General features: G+C 50.0%; 17 protein-coding genes. 8 read left to right on the forward strand and 9 right to left on the reverse strand.

Annotation, left to right across the window (positions count from 1 at the left end; genetic code table 11):
• Nucleotides 1–84: 84 nt before the first annotated feature.
• A complete protein-coding gene (locus tag CRO03_RS05665; protein ID WP_097110654.1) occupies nt 85–2,631 on the forward strand; it encodes a PKD domain-containing protein in 2,547 nt (848 codons plus the stop codon).
• A gap of 37 nt (nt 2,632–2,668) precedes the next feature.
• On the opposite strand, the gene CRO03_RS05670 is transcribed toward CRO03_RS05665, so the two are convergent.
• Entirely contained in the window at nt 2,669–3,979 is a 1,311-nt protein-coding gene (locus CRO03_RS05670) for an APC family permease (RefSeq protein WP_097110893.1), read from the reverse strand.
• A gap of 197 nt (nt 3,980–4,176) precedes the next feature.
• Here CRO03_RS05670 and CRO03_RS05675 point away from each other — a divergent pair, with 197 nt between their 5' ends.
• The 4 genes from CRO03_RS05675 to CRO03_RS05690 all read left to right on the forward strand — a co-directional run bounded on the left by CRO03_RS05675 (nt 4,177) and on the right by CRO03_RS05690 (nt 6,985).
• A complete protein-coding gene (locus tag CRO03_RS05675; protein ID WP_097110655.1) occupies nt 4,177–4,899 on the forward strand; it encodes a GGDEF domain-containing protein in 723 nt (240 codons plus the stop codon).
• Between the two features lie 127 nt (nt 4,900–5,026).
• On the forward strand, nt 5,027–5,467 hold the full coding sequence (locus tag CRO03_RS05680; protein WP_212682353.1) for a DUF4398 domain-containing protein: 441 nt from the start codon (nt 5,027–5,029) through the stop codon (nt 5,465–5,467).
• Nucleotides 5,464–6,426: an OmpA family protein gene (locus tag CRO03_RS05685; protein ID WP_097110656.1), complete on the forward strand. Its 963-nt coding sequence runs from the start codon at nt 5,464–5,466 to the stop codon at nt 6,424–6,426. The genes CRO03_RS05680 and CRO03_RS05685 overlap by 4 nt, the downstream gene beginning before the upstream one ends.
• Nucleotides 6,427–6,625: 199 nt before the next feature.
• Complete coding sequence (locus tag CRO03_RS05690; protein WP_097110657.1) at nt 6,626–6,985, forward strand: sensor histidine kinase family protein; 360 nt, start codon at nt 6,626–6,628, stop codon at nt 6,983–6,985.
• Between the two features lie 114 nt (nt 6,986–7,099).
• Here CRO03_RS05690 and CRO03_RS05695 read toward each other — a convergent pair whose 3' ends face one another.
• From CRO03_RS05695 to CRO03_RS05710, 4 genes are all read right to left on the reverse strand, one after another.
• On the reverse strand, nt 7,100–7,870 hold the full coding sequence (locus tag CRO03_RS05695) for a Crp/Fnr family transcriptional regulator (protein ID WP_097110895.1): 771 nt from the start codon (nt 7,868–7,870) through the stop codon (nt 7,100–7,102).
• A 117-nt stretch (nt 7,871–7,987) separates the two neighbouring features.
• A complete protein-coding gene (locus tag CRO03_RS05700) occupies nt 7,988–8,740 on the reverse strand; it encodes a Crp/Fnr family transcriptional regulator (protein WP_097110658.1) in 753 nt (250 codons plus the stop codon).
• 93 nt (nt 8,741–8,833) lie between these two features.
• Nucleotides 8,834–9,145 carry a BON domain-containing protein gene (locus CRO03_RS05705; RefSeq protein WP_097110659.1) on the reverse strand — a complete coding sequence of 104 codons (312 nt, stop codon included), beginning with the start codon at nt 9,143–9,145 and terminating at the stop codon, nt 8,834–8,836.
• A gap of 24 nt (nt 9,146–9,169) precedes the next feature.
• Nucleotides 9,170–9,502 (reverse strand): BON domain-containing protein, encoded by a 333-nt coding sequence (locus CRO03_RS05710; RefSeq protein WP_097110660.1) that lies wholly within the window; start codon nt 9,500–9,502, stop codon nt 9,170–9,172.
• A 166-nt stretch (nt 9,503–9,668) separates the two neighbouring features.
• Between CRO03_RS05710 and CRO03_RS18375 the strand changes: the two genes are divergently transcribed.
• Together CRO03_RS18375 and CRO03_RS05715 are read left to right on the forward strand one after the other, a co-directional pair.
• A complete protein-coding gene (locus tag CRO03_RS18375) occupies nt 9,669–9,815 on the forward strand; it encodes a lmo0937 family membrane protein (RefSeq protein WP_141397729.1) in 147 nt (48 codons plus the stop codon).
• 22 nt (nt 9,816–9,837) lie between these two features.
• Nucleotides 9,838–10,497, forward strand: a complete 660-nt coding sequence (locus CRO03_RS05715) for a GGDEF domain-containing protein (RefSeq protein ID WP_097110661.1) — start codon at nt 9,838–9,840, stop codon at nt 10,495–10,497.
• 29 nt (nt 10,498–10,526) lie between these two features.
• On the opposite strand, the gene CRO03_RS05720 is transcribed toward CRO03_RS05715, so the two are convergent.
• From CRO03_RS05720 to CRO03_RS05730, 3 genes are all read right to left on the reverse strand, one after another.
• Nucleotides 10,527–12,455 carry a S9 family peptidase gene (locus tag CRO03_RS05720; RefSeq protein ID WP_097110662.1) on the reverse strand — a complete coding sequence of 643 codons (1,929 nt, stop codon included), beginning with the start codon at nt 12,453–12,455 and terminating at the stop codon, nt 10,527–10,529.
• Nucleotides 12,456–12,558: 103 nt separating this feature from the next.
• A complete protein-coding gene (locus CRO03_RS05725) occupies nt 12,559–12,807 on the reverse strand; it encodes a GNAT family N-acetyltransferase (RefSeq protein WP_097110663.1) in 249 nt (82 codons plus the stop codon).
• A 5-nt stretch (nt 12,808–12,812) separates the two neighbouring features.
• The gene (locus tag CRO03_RS05730; RefSeq protein WP_097110664.1) at nt 12,813–13,073 is read right to left on the reverse strand and encodes a hypothetical protein; all 261 of its coding nucleotides are present in this window, start codon (nt 13,071–13,073) and stop codon (nt 12,813–12,815) included.
• Between the two features lie 104 nt (nt 13,074–13,177).
• Here CRO03_RS05730 and CRO03_RS05735 point away from each other — a divergent pair, with 104 nt between their 5' ends.
• The gene (locus CRO03_RS05735; RefSeq protein WP_097110665.1) at nt 13,178–14,449 is read left to right on the forward strand and encodes an NRAMP family divalent metal transporter; all 1,272 of its coding nucleotides are present in this window, start codon (nt 13,178–13,180) and stop codon (nt 14,447–14,449) included.
• A 22-nt stretch (nt 14,450–14,471) separates the two neighbouring features.
• Here the strand turns inward: CRO03_RS05735 and CRO03_RS05740 are convergent, their stop codons facing one another.
• Nucleotides 14,472–15,893 (reverse strand): hypothetical protein, encoded by a 1,422-nt coding sequence (locus tag CRO03_RS05740; RefSeq protein WP_097110666.1) that lies wholly within the window; start codon nt 15,891–15,893, stop codon nt 14,472–14,474.
• Between the last annotated feature and the right edge of the window lie 77 nt (nt 15,894–15,970).

Consider the following 15,970-nt stretch of genomic DNA (forward strand, 5'->3'; position numbering starts at 1 on the left):
TAACGTTATATTTATGCATAATTCCTCGCCGTTTTGGGCACAAAAATGATAGTGATATAAAAATAACAAAAAGGATTAGTTATCTTGTCTAACAATACGTTATGGATTTTACTGGCGCTTACTATAATCATATCGGGTTGCGGTGGGGGCAGTGGCAGTGATACTGCAGTGGTTGCACAGAATAAAACCCCAAGAGTTTCTGTTGCAAATGTCACTACATATGAAACCGAATTGGTAACTGTTAACGCTTCAGCAGTTGATGACGATGGTTCTATTGTTCAATATCGTTGGCAGCAAACTGCTGGTGCCATGGTTGCATTGTCAGATACCAGTTCAGCGAGTATCAGTTTTATTGCGCCAGCAGTCACTGCAGATCAAACTTTAACATTTCAGGTTACCGCTACTGATAATCAGGGTGCGTCTGCAACGGTGGTTGCAACAGTGATAGTTAAATTTAACCAGCCACCGTTAATATCGTTGCTGGATACCGAAGCAGATGAACAGTCAACCTCAGAGCTTGCAGCTAACATTACTGATGATGGTGTCATTACTGCTATTGCCTGGCTGCAAATTGGCGGTCCTGCCGTTACGCTTGAAGGGGCAGATACGTTAACACTAAGGTTTACCGCACCGGATGTTGAGCAGCAAACCGCGCTGCGCTTTCGTCTCACTGTAACAGATAATCTGGGCAAATCCTCCAGTGCTGAAGTAACGGTAACAGTGAACCTGGTTGACGTTGTGTTTAATGTTCAGGGGTTTGTTTCTGATGCGGCAATCAGTTATGCAGAAGTCAGTACCCGAATTGATGGTGTTTGGTATTCCACAACTGCCAATGCCAGCGGCGAATACAACCTGAACGTTAAATTGACGACGGATGAAAATAGTGAGCTGATAGTGTTACATGCAACATCACCGGACTCGGACATTGTGGTGTTTCAATCATTGCTTGGTACAACCCAACAGCTGCTTAGTGCCGCGGGCAATGACAAAACACTGTCAAATAATGAAATGTTTGCTACCAATATCACTAACGTTTCAGCAGCGCATTACGCCTTGCTGATGCACGCGAATAATGGCGTAGCACCAACCACATCTACTGAATTACAAAATGCTATGCAGGAGATGAATGGTGATTTACTTATACCTTTTGCCACGGCGATAAAACTGGTGCTGGATTATTCTGCAGACAACGCCGAGCTGGCGCTGCCAGCACGCTATGCCGATACTGCTGAATGGCTGGCAGATAGCGCATCTGTCAGGCACTACATTCACCAGGCAAAGCTTAAAGCAAGCGCAGTCTACGACGACGCTGCAGCTGCTATCCTGGCTGACCATAAGTTGGTAAAGGTGCAGTTAGCACCTGATGATGTGACAGGCCACTATTTTGTTGATCGTACATCAGCTACCAGCAGAGAGGTCTCGCAAATTATCATTCGGGAAGATAAAACAGGTACCTGGCTGCAAAACAATGCTGGTGGTGATTTTAGCTGGAGTCAGACAAGCGATGGCGTCGTTCTCGATTTTGGTACACCAGGTTTACTGCTAGCCAATGAGTCACGCGAAACCCACCTGATGTCTGTAACATTAGCCATAACCAGCCAAACTGCAGACCTTGTTCACTTTGTAGCAAAAAAAATGCTGGCATCTCCTCATAGTGATAGCTGGGTAACTGACCCTGAAATAACTACAACGATTGTTTCTTTTAAAGCGTTTAAACCCAATGCTTTGATAAACGCTTCTGACATGCTTGAGCTAAATCAGGTATATACATTGCCATACGCAGGTCGGAATTCCGAGTTTGCGCCTGATTCACTTTTTAACATCGCTACGTTGTTGCATGCTGCAGAAGTTGAATTTACCGGCAGCGTTGAAGCGGGAGGTGTTGCCTATTTTACAACCGCAGATTACATCTCCCCTGATGGCCTGCTTGCGGAAACCCGTCCTTATCCATGGCATATTAATGCAGCGGGACAGGTGATTATTGCATTATCAGACTCAGAAGTAGTCGAAATCAGCGTTTTGCCGGTCAGGCTGGTGCAGGATAATCCTGTCGTCAGCGTCCGTTCACAGATTGGTGGTCAAGGACGGGCAACAACCTATGTCGCGGCAGCGAAGCGTGAACCGCGGTGGTTGGCAGCTTCAGTGCCAGGTATATATGCTATTCCAGGTGATCCATTAAACGTTACGGACATGTTCTGGCTTGAACTATATGACGATAAAACGGCAATAACAGTATCTATTGGTGACACAAATCGAGATGGTGTTATTAGCGACAATGAGATAGCGCAACAACCAGGCTTCTGGCAAATTGATGAGGCCGGTGCTTTGCATGTCAGACGTTATCGTAGCAATGAAAATAGCCGAATTTGCCAGCCTACCGCTTGGCAGCCTGCACCTGAAGATAGCTGCCAGCTATATAATGACAGAGCAATACACCTTAATAACGTGGGCAATCTGACAGCTGAAGATGAGCAGGATCTGTCGATAGTTATAGATCATCGTTTTTATGACAGTTTTAACCGCGGAGGCACCACAGGCAACCCGCAGCTTGGATTCGATCTGCTGTCATGGGCAAGTCGCTACAATATCATCTGGAAAAAGGTTCCTGTGAGGCCAATCTCGCTCAATTAAAAGGTCAATTTGTTGTAAAAGGGCTGATCTCAGCCCTTTATCTTTTCGCCTGCCAGCGGGCCAGGAAATACAGTGCTGTTCCCAGCAGCACAAATAAGGTGGTTGCCAGCACAGACGATAAACTTACCTGCAGTGCCAGCCAGCCACAGGCAGCGAGTCCCAGCACCGGTATGCTGTAGCCAAGTGGCAGCACAAAGCTGTCGCTGGCGGCCAGCTTTGGCCGCAGTACCGGCACCGCGGCGCAGGTAAGACCATACAATAACAGGCGGGATACCACGGTAGCCGCTGCCAGCCACAAAAAAGAGCCATACAAGGTTAGCAGCAGCGCCAGCACTCCAAAAAATACAATAGAATTTGCCGGGGTTAAAAATCGTGGTTGCACCGCAGCAAACCAGCGCGGCAGGCTGCCATCTTCGGCTAAAGCGAAGCTGGCGCGGGGAGTAGAAAATATGGCACCCAGCAGGTTAGCTGCGACCGAGGCCACCACACCGAGCATCAGTACTACCGCACCCGCCGTGCCAAACAAGCTGGCGGCAACATCCAGCAACGGATTGGCAGAGCTGGCAATATCAGGTACCGCCGCGACACTGACCAGCTGAATACCGATATACAGCAAGGTTACTAACAGCAATCCCAGGATCAACGCCCGGGGCATATCCCGCGCCGGGTTTTTTGCCTCACCGGCCGGTACCACCACCGACTCAAAGCCTACAAAGGCATAAATCAGCAATAAGGTCGCGGCGCCAATATTATGCGGACTGTTAAATACCGTCGCCGGATTAAAGCCTGGCAACACCTGACCACCTAAATAAGCTGCGCCGGCAACAACCAACAGGATCAATACGGCAAACTTAATAACGGTTAACAAGGCTAACGAGCGCATGGCGCGTACTGAGCCGACAACATTAATAAAAGTCAGGCTGGCGATAATGACACTGAGCAATATGCTGCGGTTGATGCCGGCAGTTGCCGCCGGCCAGAAATAGCCAATACTGTCGACCAGTAACACGGTATTGGCGGCAAAAGAGACTAAGCGGGCGATGTAATACAGCCAGCCGGCCTGAAAGCCGATAAAAGGCCCAAAAGCCGCAGTCCCATAACGTACCGGACCACCACTACCCCGGAAATAACTGGCCAGCTCGGCCATACACAGCAGAATAGGTAAGATCAGCAAAGCACAAAACAGATAAATCAATGGGCTATACTCGCCGGCTAATTTAGCTGCGCCGCCCGGCAAGCCGAAAATGCCAGCGCCAATTAAGCCGTTAACCACCAGCAGCCACAGCCCGAATAACCCCAGATGGCGGGGCAACACGCTTTCATTTGTTAGCATTTTGGGATCAGACATTGCAGTTATCTGTTGTGGCCGGGAACTTACTATAAGCTGAAACCGGAATTGTTGCATCTTATCCATCTTATGCGCGCTAACGCACCGACGATGTAACAAAGCGAGCTTATAGTTAACTTATTATCTGTGGTTAGCCGTGCAAACAGGCAAATAAAAGTTAACAGCCCGCTGCTACGGGTTACCTGAAGGAGGATTTTATGAATGAGCCAATGCATCCCAACCCGGAAATATTACGAAATTCAGTACTTAAACTGTATTTTGATGCCCAGGGTGCCGAACTGATACGATTACGCTGCGAGTTTTTGTTACAACATAATATCTGGTACCAGCGTCAACAGGAAATCCTGCGCGATAATCAGGTGTTATCGGTCGCCTTGCTGCATGCCAGTGCAATAAACAGCAGCACGGTAGCGCAGTTAGATCAATTAACTCATGACAGCCAGTGCGATACGCTAACCCAGACCCTTAACCGCAGCATTATGCTGGATCGGATTGAGCAGGCAATCAGTTTGTCGAAGCGGAAGCAACGCACCTTTGCCCTGTTGTTTATCGACCTTAATAATTTTAAACCCATTAATGATCAATACGGCCATGCTGCCGGCGATGCAATTTTGCAGCAGGTCAGCAGCCGGTTGCAACATGCGATACGCGACAGTGACGCGGTAAGCCGCCATGGTGGCGATGAATTTCTGTTGCTATTAAATGATGTCAACCATCCACAGGACGCTGGTTTGTTTGCCGGAAAGCTGGAACAGTTACTGGCCGAACCTTATCACCTTGCGACCGGCGAGGTTTCACTTTCAGCAAGTATTGGCATTGCCCAGTTCCCTGCTGATGCCGATACCGCCATGGCACTGATTAACCATGCCGATGCTGCCATGTACCGGGTAAAGCAAAAAGGCGGCGCCAGCGCACGCTAGTTAATGGCTGGCTTAGTTGTTGCAAAAATACCCGTGACTAAGCGCGCCAGCGTACAGATAAGCTTGTCGGACAAGATGATAATGGCGCAGGGTGCACCGATGCGCAGCCGACCAGCAGGAGCTACAGATGAATACCCCTATTCTTAACCAATCGTCAATTATGCCCAACTTGATAGCCAGGCCTCTATGCAGGCTATCTAAGGGCGCTATCGTACTGGCCAGTATGGTTGTTTTACTGGCTGGCTGTGCTGCGGCACCGCTGCCACCGTCTGTTGAATTGCAGAACGCTGAGCGGGCGATCAGCAGTGCGGAACAAGCCCAGGTTACCCGCTATACCAGTACTGAACTCAATACCGCCCGCACCGAGCTGGCAGCGGCGCGCAGCGCCCTGTTAGCGGAAAATATGTTGCAGGCAGAACGACTGGCAGTGCAGGCCGGGCTTAGCGCCGAGCTGGCAATGGTTAAAGCCGAATTGTTAAAAGCCCGGGCAGTTAATACCGATATGCAACAAAGTATTGACGCCTTGCAGCAGGAAGCGCAGCGCAATCTGTCAGGAGTAAAACCATGAACAGTATAAAACCTTATACCAGAAATTTGCTTAGCGTAACGCTGGCGGCAATATTCGCAGTCGGTTGCGCTTCAGCCCCGCAAGCCCCGGCAGGCTCTGCAGAAGTGCGCTCGCAGCTTAACCGGCTGCAGGCCGACCCACAACTGGCGGTGCTGGCGCCGCTAGCAATTAAAGACGCTGAGCAGGCAGTCAGGCTGGCAGAGCAACCAGATAATGATAGCGGACTTACCGCTCACCGCCTGATAGTGGCTGAGCGTAAAGTTGTTATTGCCCTAAGCCTGGCACAAACCCGTCAGCTAGAGTTACAACGGGCAGAGTTGAGTCAGCAACGTGATGATGTGCGCCTTAACGCCCGCACCCGCGAAGCTGCCAGTGCCCGAGCGGATGCCAATGCCGCCCGTGAAGATGCTATCGGTGCCCGCAGTGAAGCTGAACAGGCCAGAGAGCAAAGTTTACTGGCTGCCGGCCGGGAAGATCAGGCATTAACAGCTGCTGCCAGGGCCAGGGATGACGCCCGTGCTGCCCGCGAGCAAGCTGAGCAATCAGCAGCAACCGCTGGCGAGTTACGCGCCCAGGTGGCTGAACTTAATGCCCGGCCAACTGATCGCGGTCTGGTAGTGACCCTGGGCGATGTATTGTTTAATACCGGCCAGGCAAACCTGAAAGTATCCAGTAGCAACCACTTAGAAAAACTGGCCGGTTTTTTAACCGAGCATCCCGAGCGGACAGCGCTGATTGAGGGCCATACTGATAATGTCGGTTCTGCCGCGTCGAATGTACTGTTATCGCAGCGCCGGGCCGAGGCGGTAAAAACCTTTCTGACTGCGCAAGGAGTTGCCCTTAGCAGGCTTACGACGGTTGGCAAAGGGTTAGATATGCCCCTGGCCAGCAATAGCACGGCAGAGGGCCGGGCACAGAACAGACGGGTAGAAGTAATTATTGCAAACCCGGACCAGTAAATCCTGCTCTGTTCTAACTGGTTTATGCTGTCAGCTCTGTGCTATCAGATTTGTACTAGCAGCTCTGCGTTAACAAGCGCAGCGCAGCGGGCAGGCCGACCAGCGCAGATATACTATACTTTTTATTCACACCACATTTTACAGGCTATTCAGGCAAGGTTGTACTGGCCAATTTTTAGCAGTTACTAACGGAGGTATTATGGAACACTTTAGCAAACCACATATTAATCGGGATGCCCTGCGCCGGGGGGTAAAAACTGCCTCTGGCCGTTTGCACAATACTATCGACAATGTATCTGATGCGACAGCACCCGTGTTCAGAAAAATGACTGACAGGGCCCAACATACCGCCAACAGAGTGGCAGAGGGTGCGCATTATGCAGCCGGAGCTCTGTCACACAAAGGAGAGCAGCTGCATCACTTGCAACAACAGTTGGTGAAAAGCTCCCGTAGCAAGATTAGAAACCGGCCATTGCTGGCAGTAGGTATTGCGGTGGCAGGTGGTGTGCTTTTAAGCTGGTGGCTAAGTCGTCGTAACCGCGAGGATGACGCCAGTTAACTTTGCGCCAGTTAAATGCACGACCAGACCCGCTGCGGCGGGTTTTTTAATGCCTTATTTAAGCGCCACCTATACGCTCACTGTTGTTGGCAGCGAGAGCAGGTATGGAGCAGCTTAGGGGGTGCCTTGTGCCGTGGCCTGGCGCTGTGCCTGCACCTCACTGCTCTCCAGCGCGGGGCCGCCCAGCAAACTGCGGTAATCGTCTTTGCCTGCTTTGTAACACTCACACGACATACTCTGTAACGCCTTTCGATTCAGAATAGTTATCATGCCCCTGCTGTAACTGATTAATTGCTGCTCCTGCATTATACCGGCGGCTACTGTTATACCACTGCGGCGTACACCCAGCATGTCGGCCAGAAATTTATGAGTCAGGTAAAAGCTGCTGCTATGGGCGCGGTCGTGGCTCATCAGCAGCCAGCGGGCCAGGCGGGGACTTAACTCGTGAAAGTGAGCGCAGGCGGCACTTTGTGCCAGTTGGGTCAGATGCACATACAAGTATTGTTGCAAAATATGCTGCAAGTGCGGGCATTGCAGTAAACATTGCTGCAAATCGGCAATTTCAATCCGCCAGGCGGTGCCTTTGCCTTGCACTACCGCTTGCATCGGTGTGTCATTAACCCCCAGGGCCAGTGTTACCCCCAGCATACCCTCATTACCTATTAAGCCCAGTTCAAGCGGTTTGTGGCCATCCAGCTTAGTCAGCAGTGAAATAAAGCCACTGAGCGGGAAATACAGATAACGATAAGGCTGATGGGGTTCGCATAGAATATCGGCAAAGTGCAGTTCGACCACATCACAGTGCAGCAGCAGCTGCTGCCGCTCGGTGTTGCTGAGCAGGTTCAGCAAATGGTTAGTGATAAGTGGCACTTTGGCAACAGACATTAGTAAAGCTTCCGGCACTGATTGATCCATAATGGCGCAAGGCAGGTGCTGTGCAGCCTTGACAAATAAGGGTACAAGTAACAATGACAGGCGTCTGTTCGCTACGGCACAGATAGCTTATCTGGTTTTAGTATAAAGGGGTAACAGCCGGTCAGTTTCTGCTTTTACCACGGCATAGCATTCACAGCTTAATTGTTCCAGTTTCTGGCGGTTGGTAATAACTATATGACCGCGGCTATAATCTATGACGCCTTTTTTGTGTAAGCGGCCCGCGGCCTCAGTTACCCCTTCGCGGCGCACCCCCAACATATTGGCGATCAGCTCCTGAGTCATCACCAGATGATTGTTTTTTAAACGATCCAGTGACAGCAGCAACCAACGGCAGAGCTGTTGTTCAATACTATGGTGACGGTTGCATACGGCAGTCTGCGCCATCTGGGTGATTAATGCCTGCGAGTAGCGCAGCATTAAATGTAATAGCTCGCCGTGGCGGTTAAACTCATCTTTCATCCGTTGGCCCAGTAGCCGGTAAGCAGAGCCAGCGCTTTGTACTATGCCCCTGCTGGTGGTACTTTCGCCGCCCATAAACAACGCCACGCCGACTAGCCCTTCAAAACCGACCACCGAAATTTCTGCTGATGAGCCGTTTTCCATCACGTACAACAGCGATACGATGCAATCGGTTGGAAAATACACGTAACGCAGCACATCGCCAGATTCATACAAAACCTTGCCCAGTGGCATTTCAACCAGTTCCAGGTGCGGGAATAGCCGCTGCTGGACTTCCTCAGACAAAGCATTAAGCAGATGATTATGCTCTGGTTGATGTTGAGGTTCAGCAGCATGCTGTAGCGATGCCGATTGTGGCATAAGAAGTTCCTTATCGTTGCGTTGACAGGTTATCAGTATAGTTGAGCAAAGTGTTAACTCTGTGCGTCAGCGCACATATAGCTAAAAGTAATATCATTTTATTTTCATAGCATTTTTAACGGATGTTACGCCTGTTACCCCACGCGCTACCCGGATGGCCGTACTGATATCTTCTGCAGAACTGACAAAACCGCTAAGTTGCACTTCACCTTTAAAAGTTTCCACATTAATTTCAGTAACTTTAAGTGATTCTGTATTGAAAATAGCCGCTTTAACTTTAGTGGTGATCACCGTGTCATCTAGGTACTCGCCAGTGCCTTCACTGGTGGCCGTAGAACCGCAGCCCAACAATGCTGCACAGCAAAGGCCAACAAAAAACATAGTGAAAATAGATTGTGCTTTCATGAGTAAACTCCTGTTTGATAAAGGTTAGTTTGTATTGCCTGGTGTTACGACTTCAAGCTCATTGTTAACAATCTTGATGCCTGCCACTTGCTTCACTATTTCGCTGGCTCGTTTTTTATCCTGAATTGATCCCACAGTGCCGCTCAACGTTACCTGACCTTGCCTGGAAACCAGCACATTGATATCACTTTGCCTGAAGGCGGCATCACGTTGGATCACTTCAGTAATGGCGGTATGCAGCTTGCCGTCCTGTTGCGGGGTATGCTGACCTGTCCTGGCGTAGCCAGCATCGCAGCCTGTTACGGCCAGCACTGGCAGAGCTAATAGCATCGCGCAAAACGCTTGAAGTATTTTCATAATCAGATCCTCATAGGGTTGAGCGTACACTATATGTTTAACCCGACAGTTTATCTGTGCGTTAGCGCACCGTTAAAAAGAAAATTGCTATGTGTGACAGCGTACATACAGCTTTGCAGCAACACGCTATAGTCAGGCTCTTTGGACAGTGAACAGGGAACACGTTATGTTAGAAACCATTATTGTATTGCTGCTTATTTTATGGGCACTTGGTCTGGTGTCGTCTTACACCATGGGTGGTTTTATCCATATTTTACTGGTGGTTGCTTTGGTAGTCGTCGCCATCAGATTGCTCCGTGGTCGCAGGGTTTAATCACTGCACGGTGGAGACGGATATGCCAGGAAAACCGAATGTCATCAGCCATATTTGCGGTGAGGTGCCGGTGCGCCAGCAGATCCTGTTAACCCCAAGGCGCAGTTACCACGAACTGGAACAGGCGTTGCAAAAGGCCGAGCAGCTTACTGAGCGCACTCTTGTTGAATTGCTTACCCTGCAACAGCAGCAACAGTTGGCCAGACACACTGATACCACTGATAAGTTACAGATCCAGCGTCAGCTGCAATTTATGATTAAGCAGGGCCAACGCCATGATAAAAGCTTTGCGTTACTGGTCGTAGAGCTCGATCATTATCAGCAAATTCTGGCGCAATATGATGCCGTGACTGCCCGGCAGGTTGTCGATTTAGCCCTGGAGCGAATGACCAGTGTCATTCGTGATTGTGACAGTCTCAGTCTGCAGGGCGATGGCCAGTTTTTGCTGCTGATAACTGATGTCACCCGGATCTACGATGTGGTACTGGTGGCCGAAAAGCTGATGCAGAAGCTGGCGTTGCTCAATGGCGTATCTCCGCAGCCACTGGGTATTGAAGTCAGTATAGGGATCAGCCGTTTTCCGGAAGATGGTAATGAGGCAGAATTACTGATTGAACGAGCCGCCGCAGCGATGCGTCATGCGCAGCGCCGGGGCGGTAATCAATTCTCATTTTTACGTTAACAATTTTTACTTAAACAACACTGTCTGGCTTATAAGTACTGTTTTAAAAACTTCAGATAGGCTTGCTGCGCACGTATCCGGTTGGCTTTTTTCAGAAAACCATGGCCTTCATCATCAAATAACACATATTCAACCGGTACATTGTTGGCGCGGATCGCGGCAACCATTTCATCGCTTTCTACCTGCAGTACCCGCGGGTCGTTTGCACCCTGCACCACCAATACCGGCTTTTTCACCTTATCGCCATGAAATACCGGTGAAATCCGGCGCAGGCGTTCGCCATCCACTGCCGGGTCACCCAGCTCAGCGTACAGTGACTCGCGGAAGGCTTCCCACCATGGCGGAATACTTTCCAAGGTACGAACCCAGTTGGTCACCCCGAAAATATTAATGCCTGCTTCAAACTCATCAGTAAAGGCCATGGCCGCCATGGTCAGATAGCCGCCGTAACTGCCGCCGATCACGCCAATCCGCTCGCTGGCTACCCAGTCGAGTTTTTGCAGATATTTTTTGCCATACACAATGTCCTGCAAATCATCTTCGCCATGGCGCAGGTCATCCAGATGATAAAAAGTTTTGCCATAACCTGAAGAACCACGGTTGTTGACCGATAACACGGCATAACCATGATTGACCAGATGTTGGATCATCGGGCTGTAACCGGTACGGGATTGACCGCCCGGGCCACCGTGGATCCAGATTAAGGCCGGTACTTTGGCGTTGGGGTTAGCCTGATGTGGCTTGTACAGCAATGCCGGAATGGTCACATCGTCAAAGCTGTTAAAGCGAACAACCTCACTTTGCACCAGGTGTTGCTCGTCAATGCTGCTATCCAGCGCCTGGGTGAGACGTTGCACTTGTGGGCTTCCCAGTTGCCAGACATACAGGTTTGACGGGCTGTTGTCGGCATTTAAGTAAAAGCTCAGGTATTTACTGTCATCTGAAAAAGTGACTCCGCGCAAATCACCCGCTGGCAATTCGGGTAATTGCAGGGCTTTGCCAGTTTGCAGGTCAGTAATTTTAATGACGGTAGATGCATCAGCGTTGACGCCCTGCACCCGGTACTGTTTATCCTCACTGAAATAAATAAAACTGATATCCCAATCGGCTTTGCTGTAGGGTGAAGTTGCCCCGCTTTGCAGGTTATAGCTGTAGGCAGCAACAAATTCACTGTCACCATTCGCGCCGAATAACAGCGACTGACTGTCAGGGGTAAAACCGTAAATCTGATGTGAAATATTGCCCTGATGCTCAGTAATTAACACCGGGCTGGGCTTGTCACTGGCCAGGTCAACCAGAAATAAATTATTGTCGGCGTTATTCCGCTCTTTGGTCAGCGCGAGATAACGGCCATCTTTACTGACTGCGCTGATGCCATAACCATCGTTGTTGTTGAAGATCAGCTTGCGGTTGTAGTCCTCACTGTTGTAATGGTACAGGTCAAAAAAGCGCGGGTCGCGCTCATTGCTGGCAATATAAAAGCTGCCATCGTTATGCCAGCCGGCAAAGTAAGCTTTAAGTTTGTCACCGGGGGTCAGGTCCCGCACCGTACCGTCGACTTCCCGCAGGTAAACATGGTTTAGTTCATTGCCTCCCTGATCAGCGGTATACAACAGCCGGTCGTCATTTGGGAACCAGCTGACCGGAAAGGCCGGATCGGTGGTCGACTGGGTTAATGGCTGCCAGTTGCTGCCGTCCATGCTGACCCGGTACAGGTTAAATACCCCGCTTTCATCTGAGGCAACCAGCATCGCGCTGGCATCATGGTTAATATCGTTACCGAAATAGGTTTTAGTCGCGAAAAACTGTTCTGCGCTGTATTGCGGCACATTAACAGGGTTGCTGGCACTTGCGCTGCGTTGTTCAGGCGAAGCGGCTGGCGCAGCAGTATTATTGCAGGCGACTAGCAACACACTGGTTAGCACTAGCGCCAGTGCAGAGGTGAGGCGAGTTAACATAAATTTTCCTTTTCAACGTTAATAAAAGCCATCACGACAGCATTAACTGTGATGCGTTGTTGCACTTTGCGGCATTTTACAACCTTACTGCAGCAGCATGCGGTTAGTCTAAAAATTTTTTTACATACCAACAGCTGGCGTAAATAGTTAAATTTTGCCCGCGGGCCCAGGCCAGACCGTGGCGCACCAGTTTTTCAGCCAGGCCCTGGCCGCGTAATTCCGGTGGCACAAAGGTATTGGTAAAATTAATGGTAGTGCCGGCCAGTTGATAATCCAGTTGTGCCTGCTCACCGTCTCCTGCCAGCACAAAACGCTGCTGCCAGGCCTGATGAATAATTTCGTCAGCGGTCATCTTTATTATTCCTCCAGCCAGGGTGTTTGCGGCAACAAATTTAAATGGCTGACATAGCGGGCTAAATTAAAACTTTGCTGATGCTCTATTACATCGACCATTTCCGGTGCCAGCGCACAGGCTATAAGGGCTATAGCCTCATCATAGCTGTTGCCAGTCATTCGCAGACGCAGTAACGTCGCTTTAACTTCGCTCGGGTAGTTGTCGGCCAGTTGGTTTTCGACCACTTCAAATAACATGGCCTGGTCGAGCTGTTCATCCTGCATGGTGCTACCTTTTGTTGTTGGTCAGCGCAGTAAAACTGTTGCTGCATCATTAATTTGCTTAGGCTAAGCTAGCCACCAACAAATAACAATATGCAGTGTAGACTATGCAAGCTCAGCAACAAGGGTGGCGTGGCCGTTTACAGGCGTTAGGCCCGGGTATTTTAATGGCAACGGCCGCTATTGGCGGTTCCCATCTGGTGGCCTCTACCCAGGCCGGTGCGTTGTTTGGCTGGCAGCTTATCTGGCTAATTCTGCTGGTAAATATCCTGAAATATCCGTTCTTCCGGTTTGGGGTACAGTACACGCTCGAGCACAACGAAAGTTTACTGCAAGGTTATCAGCGCAAGGGTAAGGCGTATTTTTACAGCTTTATCGGCTTAAATATTATTGCGGCTGTGGTCAATACCGCTGGCGTGCTGTTGTTAACCGCCAGTCTGTTGCACTATGCCCTGCCATGGCCGGTAGCCGTGCCGCTGTTATGCGCCCTGATCCTGGTGGTCTGTCTGGCTATTTTGCTATTGGGTCATTACCGGGCGCTGGATAAGGTTGCCAAGTTGATCATGTTACTACTAACAGTCACGACCGTGGCGGCCGCTATTATCGCTGCCAGTAATGGCGCCAATGCCCCGGCCGACTTTGTTGGCCCGTCACCGTGGCAACTGGTATCGCTGGGTTTTCTGGTCGCTTTGATGGGCTGGATGCCAGCGCCAATTGAAATTTCGGCCATCAGTTCTTTATGGTTAAAAGCCAAACTGCGCCAGCAGGCTATCAGCCGACAACAAGGCCTGTTTGACTTTAATCTGGGCTACTGGTTAACCGCAGCGTTGGCCCTGGTATTTGTCAGTCTTGGGGCCCTGGTACAATACGGCTCGGAGCAAGATATCGCGCTGGCCGGTGCTGCTTTCGCCCAGCAGCTGATTGGCATGTATGCCAGTACCATTGGCGACTGGGCCCGGCCACTGGTAGCGCTGATCGCGTTTTTATGTATGTTTGGCACTACTATTACCGTGCTGGATGGGTATGCCCGTACCTTAAATGAATCTTTCACCTTGCTCGGCTGGCAACGGCCTGCTAATCATCATAGTCTGAATATCTGGTTGCTGGTTCAGGCGGCCAGTGGCATGGCACTTATTTTGTTTTTCAGCGCGGCGCTTGGCCCATTACTGACCTTCGCCATGACGCTGGCATTCTTAACCACCCCGGTCTTTGCCTGGCTGAATTACAGCCTGATGGTTGGCAGGCAGCCACAGGACGGAGCAGGCGCTGAACGTTGTGGTCTGAGCTGGCCGCTAAAGTTACTCAGCTGGGCTGGCCTGGTTTATCTGACAGGTTTTGCGTTACTGTTTCTGGCCTGGTTTGCCGGTATATTTAACTGAGTAAGCTGCTGGCGTGGTGTTGCTAATACCAGCGGATCTGCAGGCTGTCTATTAGTTCATCATTGTTATACGTGGCCTTCACTTCACTGTGATCACCATACAGGGTAAGTTGGTTAAGGCTGTCGAATGCCTCAGGGAAACGTGTCATAAAATCTGTTCTGGTCGCCGGTAACTCAAGTGATATCAACTGTTGTTGAATATCACTGACAGCATAGTCATTCAGAATATTGGTCAGGGTCAGTCCTACTATCTGCTGGTCGTTGACGCTCACCGCCAGCGTTGGGCTTAATACAGCAAGCTCATTGCTATCTGCTAACCGGCTACGATTAGAAAATGCGATATCTTGCACGGCAAAAGGCCCTGCTTCAGATGTGGTGCCAAGCGTCGTCAGCTGCTGTTTAAGTAATAGCAGCGAGTCAGGTTCTGGTAATTTAAGCTGTAGCTGACTGGCGGTAAATTGTGGGGATGACAGGCTGACATTCACTAACTGCAACTGGTTACTATTGGATTTAACGTCCAGATAGGAGGCAAATTGCAGCCTAAGCATGCTCTGTTTGTTGTGCAGGGCAAACTGATTCTGATCCAGTGGTATCAGCTTGTCCTGATAAAATGCTTTGATCTCAGCTAAGCTGGCACGGCGGCTAAACGTGTTGTCCAGCCGCCAATCAAGTTGTTGAAAGCGCGGGTTTTCAACCATACGCTTCTTAATCTCTGCCGACAGGATGTTGTTCTGCTGACTAAAAGCAACGGCAGTATTGCCGGCAAACACCACCTGATGTTCCTTGCCATAAATCCAGGCGGTGTAATCATTTTTTAGCGTCAACTCAGCGTCAGGCATACCAAATAATGCCTGAACTTGTCCAGGCGTCATGCCGACCTTAGCGCCATAAAACCCCTGTTGCAGTGAAATTGTATTGGCCAGCGGCGGCGCAACGTTACCGTCGGAAAGTGCTTTGGCCGGTATCGCAATCGCAAACTGCATGGTGGTGGCAACTGAGGGCTGGCGGGTTTGCGCCTGTCTTATGCCTGCATCGTTATAAGGCGTGTAAACGGTAGGTAAATTCTGGTCTTCCTGACACAAGGTAATTAATTCAGCGGCGACCCGGTACCTAACTTCTGAGCCGGCATGTCTGATTGTTCTTACTGATTCACTATTGCTAATAACACCCTGAACATCAGTTAAAATAACAGCTTCAGCACCAACGGCTGTGGCTTGCCGGCGAATTTTAACGATAGCATTTTGCCGTAAGGTTTGTCTGGCAGCCTCGACATCATCATCCCGGGCTACAATTCTATTAGTGGCTTCGGCTTGCTGCAGCACCCGATAGTCACACTTGGGGTAGCTGTTTAATACCGGTGGCAAGCTGGTATTTGCATGGCAAACGCTGCTCATGGTTAGGCTAACGGCGACACCTACAAAGAAAAGTACTCGGGCTAACTGCATTGGCACTAACGTTTCCAATAAAGGATTTCAGCTGAAAGTAGCATTGTAAGTGTTTGATGTAAACGCAGCGGCTACCT

It is taken from the genome of Arsukibacterium tuosuense (assembly GCF_900215315.1).
In the GTDB taxonomy this organism is placed as follows: domain Bacteria; phylum Pseudomonadota; class Gammaproteobacteria; order Enterobacterales; family Alteromonadaceae; genus Alishewanella; species Alishewanella tuosuense.

Excerpts from the sequence above, each read along its gene's own strand:
- CRO03_RS05675 (WP_097110655.1), top strand. The coding sequence starts at position 4,177 with ATGAATGAGCCAATGCATCCCAACCCGGAAATATTACGAAATTCAGTA.
- CRO03_RS05695 (WP_097110895.1), bottom strand. The coding sequence starts at position 7,870 with ATGTCTGTTGCCAAAGTGCCACTTATCACTAACCATTTGCTGAACCTG.
- CRO03_RS05715 (WP_097110661.1), top strand. The coding sequence starts at position 9,838 with ATGCCAGGAAAACCGAATGTCATCAGCCATATTTGCGGTGAGGTGCCG.
- CRO03_RS05705 (WP_097110659.1), bottom strand. The coding sequence starts at position 9,145 with ATGAAAGCACAATCTATTTTCACTATGTTTTTTGTTGGCCTTTGCTGT.
- CRO03_RS05710 (WP_097110660.1), bottom strand. The coding sequence starts at position 9,502 with ATGAAAATACTTCAAGCGTTTTGCGCGATGCTATTAGCTCTGCCAGTG.
- CRO03_RS05720 (WP_097110662.1), bottom strand. The coding sequence starts at position 12,455 with ATGTTAACTCGCCTCACCTCTGCACTGGCGCTAGTGCTAACCAGTGTG.
- CRO03_RS05725 (WP_097110663.1), bottom strand. The coding sequence starts at position 12,807 with ATGACCGCTGACGAAATTATTCATCAGGCCTGGCAGCAGCGTTTTGTG.
- CRO03_RS05740 (WP_097110666.1), bottom strand. The coding sequence starts at position 15,893 with ATGCAGTTAGCCCGAGTACTTTTCTTTGTAGGTGTCGCCGTTAGCCTA.
- CRO03_RS05690 (WP_097110657.1), top strand. The coding sequence starts at position 6,626 with ATGGAACACTTTAGCAAACCACATATTAATCGGGATGCCCTGCGCCGG.
- CRO03_RS05700 (WP_097110658.1), bottom strand. The coding sequence starts at position 8,740 with ATGCCACAATCGGCATCGCTACAGCATGCTGCTGAACCTCAACATCAA.
- CRO03_RS18375 (WP_141397729.1), top strand. The coding sequence starts at position 9,669 with ATGTTAGAAACCATTATTGTATTGCTGCTTATTTTATGGGCACTTGGT.
- CRO03_RS05680 (WP_212682353.1), top strand. The coding sequence starts at position 5,027 with ATGAATACCCCTATTCTTAACCAATCGTCAATTATGCCCAACTTGATA.
- CRO03_RS05670 (WP_097110893.1), bottom strand. The coding sequence starts at position 3,979 with ATGTCTGATCCCAAAATGCTAACAAATGAAAGCGTGTTGCCCCGCCAT.
- CRO03_RS05685 (WP_097110656.1), top strand. The coding sequence starts at position 5,464 with ATGAACAGTATAAAACCTTATACCAGAAATTTGCTTAGCGTAACGCTG.
- CRO03_RS05730 (WP_097110664.1), bottom strand. The coding sequence starts at position 13,073 with ATGCAGGATGAACAGCTCGACCAGGCCATGTTATTTGAAGTGGTCGAA.
- CRO03_RS05735 (WP_097110665.1), top strand. The coding sequence starts at position 13,178 with ATGCAAGCTCAGCAACAAGGGTGGCGTGGCCGTTTACAGGCGTTAGGC.